This is a genomic window from Helicobacter pylori (assembly GCF_021062735.1).
Lineage (GTDB): Bacteria > Campylobacterota > Campylobacteria > Campylobacterales > Helicobacteraceae > Helicobacter > Helicobacter pylori_DN.
In genome coordinates, this window is record NZ_JAHXLB010000002.1 from 166494 (window position 1) to 173240 (window position 6747).

The window sequence follows — 6747 nt, forward strand, 5'->3', positions numbered from 1 at the left end:
ATCATGCGTTTTTTTATTTTATTTTTTATCGGTGCGCTTGGCGTTGGTTTTTCTCAAACCGAGTTCAATTTAAAAGATTTAGAAAAAAAGCCCGCCGGGATCGTTAGGGATTATTATTTATGGCGTTATATTAGCGATAAAAAAACCACTTTAGAAAACGCTAAAAAAGCCTATGAATTGACTCAAAATAAAAATAACGCCCTACAAAAGGCCATGCAAGAAAAAGGCTCAGACAATGCAGAAAAAAGCCCTGATGTTAAATTGCCTGAAGATATTTATTGCAAGCAAATTACCCTAGAAAGCATGTTGGAAACAACAGACACTTTCCAAGCGAGTTGTATCGCTATCGCTTTAAAATCAAAAATCAGAGATTTTGATAAAATCCCCCTTCAAACCCTTAAGCCCTTACAAATTAAAATCAAAGAGGCTTACCCCGTTCTCTATGAAGAATTAGAAATCTTGCAAAGTAAGCATGTGAGCGCTTCTTTGTTTAAGGCTAACGCGCAAGTGTTTAGCACGCTTTTCAATCATTTGAGTTATGAAAAAAAGCTCCAAATTTTTGAAAAGCATATCCCTATTAAAGAGTTAAACCGCCTTTTAGATGAAGATTACCCGGCGTTTAACCGCTTGATCTATCAAGTTATTTTAGATCCTAAATTGGATCATTTTAAAGACGCTCTGGCTAAAAGTAACGCTACCCACAGCAACGCGCAAACCTTTTTTATTCTAGGGATTAATGAAATCTTGCGCAAAAAACCCTCTAAAGCGCTCAAGTATTTTGAACGCTCAGAAGCGGTGGTTAAAGATGATGATTTTTCAAAAGACAGAGCGATTTTTTGGCAGTATTTAGTCTCTAAAAAGAAAAAAACTTTGGAACGCCTTTCACAAAGCCCCGCCTTAAACCTCTATAGTCTTTATGCGAGCCGCAAGCTCCAAACCACGCCCAGTTACCGCATCATTTCTCACATCCAAAATTTAAGTCAAGAAGACCCTCCTTTTAACACCTACGATCCTTTTTCGTGGCAAATTTTTAAGGAAAAAACCTTGAGTTTGAAAGATGAGGGCGCGTTTAATGCGATGCTAAAAAGCTTGTATTATGAAAAAAGCGCCCCTGAATTGACCTATCTTTTAAGCCAACACAATAAAGACAAGATTTATTATTATTTATCCCCTTATGAAGGCATTATTGAATGGCAAAATGTTGATGAAAAGGCTATGGCGTATGCGATCGCTAGGCAAGAAAGCTTTTTGCTCCCGGCAGTCATTTCGCGCTCGTTCGCTCTGGGGCTTATGCAAATCATGCCCTTTAATGTAGGGCCTTTCGCTAAACGCCTTGGCATGGATAACATTGATCTAAACGACATGTTTAACCCCAACATCGCTCTCAAACTTGGCAATTATTACTTGAACCATTTGAAAAAAGAATTCAACCACCCCCTTTTTGTCGCCTACGCTTATAACGCTGGGCCTGGGTTTTTAAGGAGGTGGTTAGAAAGTTCCAAACGATTTAAAGAAAAAAATCATTTTGAGCCATGGCTTAGCATGGAGCTTATGCCTTATAGCGAAACCCGTTTGTATGGCTTTAGGGTCATGCTCAATTACTTGATTTATCAAGAAATTTTTGGGAATTTCATCCCTATTGATGGATTTTTAGAACAAACTCTTAACTCAAAGGACAAACCATGATTAAAAAATGCCTTTTTCCTGCCGCTGGCTATGGCACGCGCTTTTTGCCGATCACTAAAACCATTCCTAAAGAAATGCTACCCATTGTGGATAAGCCTTTAATCCAATACGCTGTGGAAGAAGCGATGGAAGCGGGCTGTGAAGTGATGGCGATTGTTACAGGAAGAAACAAGCGCAGTTTAGAAGATTATTTTGACACGAGCTATGAAATAGAGCATCAAATCCAAGGCACTAACAAAGAAAACGCCCTAAAAAGCATTCGTAACATTATAGAGAAATGCTGTTTTTCCTATGTGCGCCAAAAGCAAATGAAAGGCCTAGGGCATGCGATTTTAACCGGAGAAGCCCTCATAGGCAATGAGCCTTTTGCGGTGATTTTAGCCGATGACTTATGCATAAGCCATGATTATCCTAGCGTGTTAAAGCAAATGACTTCATTGTATCAAAAATACCAATGCTCCATTGTAGCCATTGAAGAAGTGGCGCTAGAAGAAGTTTCAAAATACGGCGTGATCAGGGGCGAATGGTTAGAAGAGGGGGTGTATGAGATTAAAGACATGGTGGAAAAACCAAATCAAGAAGACGCTCCAAGCAACCTAGCCGTGATAGGGCGCTACATTTTAACTCCGGATATTTTTGAAATTTTAAGCGAGACTAAACCGGGTAAAAACAATGAAATCCAAATCACAGACGCTTTACTCACTCAAGCCAAAAGAAAGCGCATCATCGCTTACCAATTCAAAGGCAAACGATACGATTGCGGGAGCGTGGAAGGCTATATTGAAGCGAGTAACGCTTATTATAAAAAACGCTTGTAAATCTTATCAACATGGGCAATTTGATTTATTATGCTTACATGTATTTGATCCTCTTTGCATGCTTGCTGCCTGTGTTATTGGTGGGGCTTGTTTGGAGGCTTTCTCGCCCCCCCTTAAAACAAAATCTTCCTAATAAAAGCCTCTCTTTAAAAGATTTGAGCGAACAAATCAAAAACCTTAAAAGCGCGTCAGCTTTAGAAAAACTGAAAAACGACTTCAATGAGCGTTTTAAAATTTGCCCCAAAGACAAAGAAACTCTGTGGTTAGAAACGATTCAAAATTTAGTCGCTTCAGAATTTTTTGAATTAGAAGACGCTATTAATTTTGGGCAAGAATTAGAAAAAGCTAACCCTAGTCATGCGCAAAAAATCGCTAACGCTACCGGCTTAGCCCTTAAGAATAAAAAAGAAAAAGGATAGAATTGGATTTTTTAGAGATTGTAGGACAAGTCCCTTTAAAAGGGGGGGTAGAAATTTCTGGGGCGAAAAACTCCGCGCTCCCCATTTTAGCCGCCACGCTTTTAAGCCAACAGGAAGTCAAAATCAAATCTTTGCCCCAAGTGGTGGATATCAAGGCGATGGCGTTATTGTTGCAAAATTTAGGCGCTAACTTAGAATGGCTTGATCCTAACACGCTTCAAATCAGTGCCAAATCCTTACGCCACACCGAAGCTACTTACGATTTGGTGCGTAAAATGCGCGCTTCCATTTTGGTTTTAGGCCCACTATTAGCGCGTTTTAAAGAATGCTTGGTGAGTTTGCCCGGTGGGTGCGCTATAGGAGCAAGGCCAGTGGATTTGCACTTAAAAGCGATGCAACAATTAGGGGCTGAAATCAAAATTGAGCAAGGCTATATCCATGCAAAAGCCCCTAAAGGCTTGAAAGGGAATGATATTTTATTTGATAAAATCAGCGTTACAGGCACAGAAAACGCTCTCATGGCAGCAAGCTTAGCTAAAGGGATCACGCGCATCATTAATGCGGCTAAAGAGCCAGAAATCGCTCAATTGTGCGCGTTTTTACAGAGTGGGGGGGTAGAAATTGAGGGTGTTGGCAGCAGCGAGTTAAAGATTAGGGGGGTAGAAAGCGACGCTTTAAATTTAAAAGACATTCAAATCATACCCGATAGGATTGAAGCAGGCACTTATTTGTGCGTAGGGGCTATCACTAACAGCCAGCTTAAAATCAATCGTATCATCCCTAACCATCTTCAAGCGATCACGGATAAGCTCATAGAAATTGGTTTTTCGCTAGACATTCAAGAAAATTCTATAGAAATCTATCCGGCCAAACAACGACAAGCCTTTGAAATCACCACGAAAGAATACCCAGGCTTTCCCACAGACATGCAAGCGCAATTCATGGCGTTAGCCACGCAGTGTTTGGGGACGAGCGTGATTGAAGAGACGCTTTTTGAAAACCGCTTCATGCATGCAAGCGAATTGCAACGCTTGGGGGCTAATATCAGCCTAAAAACGAATGTGGCTACCATTAGCGGATCCACAGAGCTTACCGGAAGCGATGTGATGGCGACGGATTTAAGGGCTTCTTCGGCTCTCATTTTAGCCGCATTAGTGGCTAAGGGCGTGAGTAGGGTGCATAGGATTTACCACTTGGATAGGGGTTATGAGAGATTAGAGGATAAAATCAACGCCTTAGGGGCAAAAGTGTTGCGCTTAAAAGAAAAATAATCCAAGATTTGGTTACAATAGCTAGAATATTTTTTAATTATTACATAAGGAGCTTTTATGCGTATTGAGCATGATTTCATTGGGCAAATGGAAATTAGCGATGAAGTTTATTACGGGATCCAAACTTTAAGAGCGAGTGAAAATTTTTTCATTACCAACGACAAGCTTTGCAGTTATCCTGTTTTTATCAAATCTTTCGCTCAAGTCAAAAAAGCGGCTGCTTTAGCGAATGCGCAATTAGGATTGATTGATGAAAAGCTTAAAATTGCGATTTGCCATGCGTGCGATTTGCTCATTGATGGCAAATACCATGATCAATTCATTGTGGATATGATTCAAGGGGGGGCTGGCACAAGCACGAACATGAACATGAACGAAGTGATTGCTAATTTGGCTTTAGAATACATGGGGCATCAAAAGGGCGAGTATCAATTTTGCCACCCAAACGACCATGTCAATCGCTCTCAATCCACTAATGACGCCTATCCTAGCGCGTTAAAAATTGCGATTTATGAGCGCTTGAGCAATCTAGTCGCCCCCATGAAAGCCTTAAGGGACGCTTTCGCTCAAAAAGCTAAGGAATTTTCCCATGTGATTAAAATGGGGCGCACCCAGCTTCAAGACGCTGTGCCTATGACTTTAGGGCAAGAGTTTGAAACTTATGCCTTGATGGTTGATAGGGATATTGAGCAGGTTTTAGACGCTAGGAATTGGGTAAGAGAGCTTAATTTAGGAGGCACGGCTATTGGCACAGGGATCAATTCGCACCCGGATTATCGCAGTTTGATTGAAAAGAAAATCCAAGAAGTAACGGGCCGCCCCTTTGTCATGGCTAATAACTTGATAGAAGCCACTCAAAGCACGGGAGCGTATGTGCAAGTGAGTGGGGTGTTAAAGCGTATTGCGGTCAAACTTTCTAAAGTTTGTAACGATCTCAGGTTGCTCAGCTCAGGCCCTAGAGCCGGGCTGAATGAAATCAATTTACCCAAAATGCAACCGGGTAGCTCTATTATGCCCGGTAAAGTCAATCCGGTGATCCCTGAAGTGGTCAATCAAGTGTGCTTTGCGGTGATTGGGAATGACTTGAGCGTGGCGTTAGCCGCAGAAGGAGGGCAATTGCAACTCAATGTGTTTGAGCCGGTTATCGCTTACAAGCTTTTCCATTCCTTTGTGATTTTAGGGCGTGCGATTGAAACTTTAACGACTAAATGCGTGGAAGGCATCACGGCTAATGAAAAGATTTGCCACGATTATGTCTTTAACAGCATTGGCATTGTTACCGCGCTAAACCCTCATATCGGTTATGAAAAATCCGCTATGATCGCTAAAGAAGCCTTAAAAAGCGATCGTTCTATCTATGACATCGCTTTAGAAAAGAAAATCTTAACTAAAGAGCAACTGGACGATATTTTCAAGCCAGAAAACATGCTAAGCCCTCACGCTTTCAAAAAGCATAAAGATTAAACGCTTTGCAATTTTCACGCCTTCAAACTTTACGCTCCCTTTATATGGAGCGTCTTTTGGGCGAAACTTACACCAATACCAACCTTACCAAGCCCCAAAATAAGCCCCTTAACAAACAAGTTCATGAGGGTATAGAAAATTGTAATTTGTGCAAACGCCATCAACATTCAAAACCGGTGATCGGGCTTTTTAACCCCACTTCCAAGCTCGCTTTCATCACGCTCACCCCCATGCTGGATAGCCAATTGCATTTCTTAAACAATTTAAAAGCAGCCATGTTAGAGAGCATTATCCAAAAGGTTTTTAACTACCCCTTAAAAGATTGCAGTATTTTATCGCTCCTTAAATGCGACTCTAACAGCCTTAATTTAGAAGAAGAAATCAACGCATGCCTATTTCATTTAACATGGCAATTAGACAACAGCGCTTCAAAAGTCATTGTGGTATTTGGCGAGATTTTGCCCAAACGCCTTTTAAACCTTTCTAAAGAAGAATCCTTTGGGCGCATCGTGTCTTTAAAAACCAAACATTTTTTAAGCACCCATGCTTTAGAGGACATGCTCAAAAACCCCACGCTCAAAAAAGAAGCGTTAGCACATTTTAAAATAGCGCTCCAATTTCTCAATCAGTCTTAAAAGACGCCTTATTTTTTAACCCATCTCCTTATGGCGCACAATAAGGGTAAGGATTTTTGATAAGCTTTGCGATAAATTTTAAAAGTGGTGTTTTGAGAGAGTTCTAATAAAGGCGAGGCGTTTTGCAAAAGCCGGTCATAATTAACCCTCAAATCATCATAATTAACCCTCAAATCATCATAATTAACCCTCAAATTATCATAATTAACCCTCAAATTTTCATAATTAACCCTCAAATTTTCATAATTAACCCTCAAATCATCAATGGATACTAACGGATCATGCAAATCACGATAAAGAGTGGAAGGGTTATTGTGATAAATCGTGTCGTTTTCTAAAATCGTTTTAAAAAAATCTAAGATTTTTTTAAAACTCAAATCTTGGTAAAAGTAAGCTTTCCCATCAATGGTGTTTAAAGGGTTTTCATAGAGCATGTCTAAATAAGCGTTTTGGT

At 40.4% G+C, this 6747-nt stretch carries 7 protein-coding genes; 6 read left to right on the plus strand and 1 reads right to left on the minus strand.

The genetic code is table 11. The features are described 5' to 3' along the window. The first annotated feature begins 3 nt into the window (after window positions 1–3). The 6 genes from KX581_RS02080 to KX581_RS02105 are packed head-to-tail and all read left to right on the plus strand — an operon-like array spanning window position 4 to window position 6293. Window positions 4–1686, plus strand: a complete 1683-nt coding sequence (locus tag KX581_RS02080; RefSeq protein ID WP_231175450.1) for a lytic transglycosylase domain-containing protein — start codon at window positions 4–6, stop codon at window positions 1684–1686. Next, complete coding sequence (gene galU / locus KX581_RS02085; RefSeq protein WP_120998106.1) at window positions 1683–2504, plus strand: UTP--glucose-1-phosphate uridylyltransferase GalU; 822 nt, start codon at window positions 1683–1685, stop codon at window positions 2502–2504. Before KX581_RS02080 ends, galU begins: the two co-directional genes overlap by 4 nt. A gap of 11 nt (window positions 2505–2515) precedes the next feature. Then, on the plus strand, window positions 2516–2923 hold the full coding sequence (locus KX581_RS02090) for a hypothetical protein (protein WP_231175451.1): 408 nt from the start codon (window positions 2516–2518) through the stop codon (window positions 2921–2923). A gap of 2 nt (window positions 2924–2925) precedes the next feature. Continuing rightward, complete coding sequence (gene murA, locus KX581_RS02095) at window positions 2926–4194, plus strand: UDP-N-acetylglucosamine 1-carboxyvinyltransferase (protein WP_231175452.1); 1269 nt, start codon at window positions 2926–2928, stop codon at window positions 4192–4194. Between the two features lie 57 nt (window positions 4195–4251). After that, window positions 4252–5658, plus strand: a complete 1407-nt coding sequence (gene aspA / locus KX581_RS02100; protein ID WP_001217488.1) for an aspartate ammonia-lyase — start codon at window positions 4252–4254, stop codon at window positions 5656–5658. 44 nt (window positions 5659–5702) lie between these two features. Continuing rightward, the gene (locus KX581_RS02105; RefSeq protein ID WP_231168690.1) at window positions 5703–6293 is read left to right on the plus strand and encodes a uracil-DNA glycosylase family protein; all 591 of its coding nucleotides are present in this window, start codon (window positions 5703–5705) and stop codon (window positions 6291–6293) included. A gap of 8 nt (window positions 6294–6301) precedes the next feature. On the opposite strand, the gene KX581_RS02110 is transcribed toward KX581_RS02105, so the two are convergent. Further along, window positions 6302–6747: gp7 family phage scaffolding protein (locus KX581_RS02110; RefSeq protein WP_231175453.1), on the minus strand; the 446-nt coding region annotated here is incomplete at its 5' end.